General features: G+C 63.1%; 1 protein-coding gene. It reads right to left on the bottom strand.

Annotated features, from left to right (window positions below; translation table 11 throughout):
- A partial coding sequence (locus AC1D0P_RS29760; RefSeq protein ID WP_477680022.1) for a substrate-binding domain-containing protein occupies positions 1-405 on the bottom strand: 405 nt, incomplete at its 3' end.
- Positions 406-442 lie beyond the last annotated feature (37 nt).

The raw sequence follows: 442 nt of genomic DNA, 5'->3' as shown, positions 1-442 counted from the left end.
CGGCATCAGCGCGGCGCGAAACAGATTCATGCCGGAATTGGAGCCCCAATCGTTGATCGCCGCGACCTTGCCGCGCAGGTCCTCAAGGCCTTGCGCCTTGCTCGCCTCCGGCACGATAACAAAACTGACCCGCTCAGTCCCCTCGCCGCCGGCAAAGTCATAGGCCGGCGTCGCCACCAGCCTGACCTTGCCCTTGAGATAGGAGACGTAAGGATAGCCGCAGGTCTGCGCCAGCACGACATCCGGCTTGAGCCAGACATCGTCGTGCTCGGTTTCGAAGTCGAGCGCCTCCGGCGCCTCGAATCCTGCGGCGCGCAGACGGTCGCGGATACCTTGCCAAAGCCGAATATTGGCCGCCCGGACGGGCGGCAAAGAATCGTACATGGCAAGGCTGGCGCGGGCCATCGGCACTCCCCTAAAGGATTGAGGCTATTCGTTGATC

Source organism: Polaromonas sp. P1_G2 (assembly GCF_056405515.1).
Note: the sequence above shows the minus strand (reverse complement) of the source record. Positions and strands in the feature narration are given on the sequence as shown.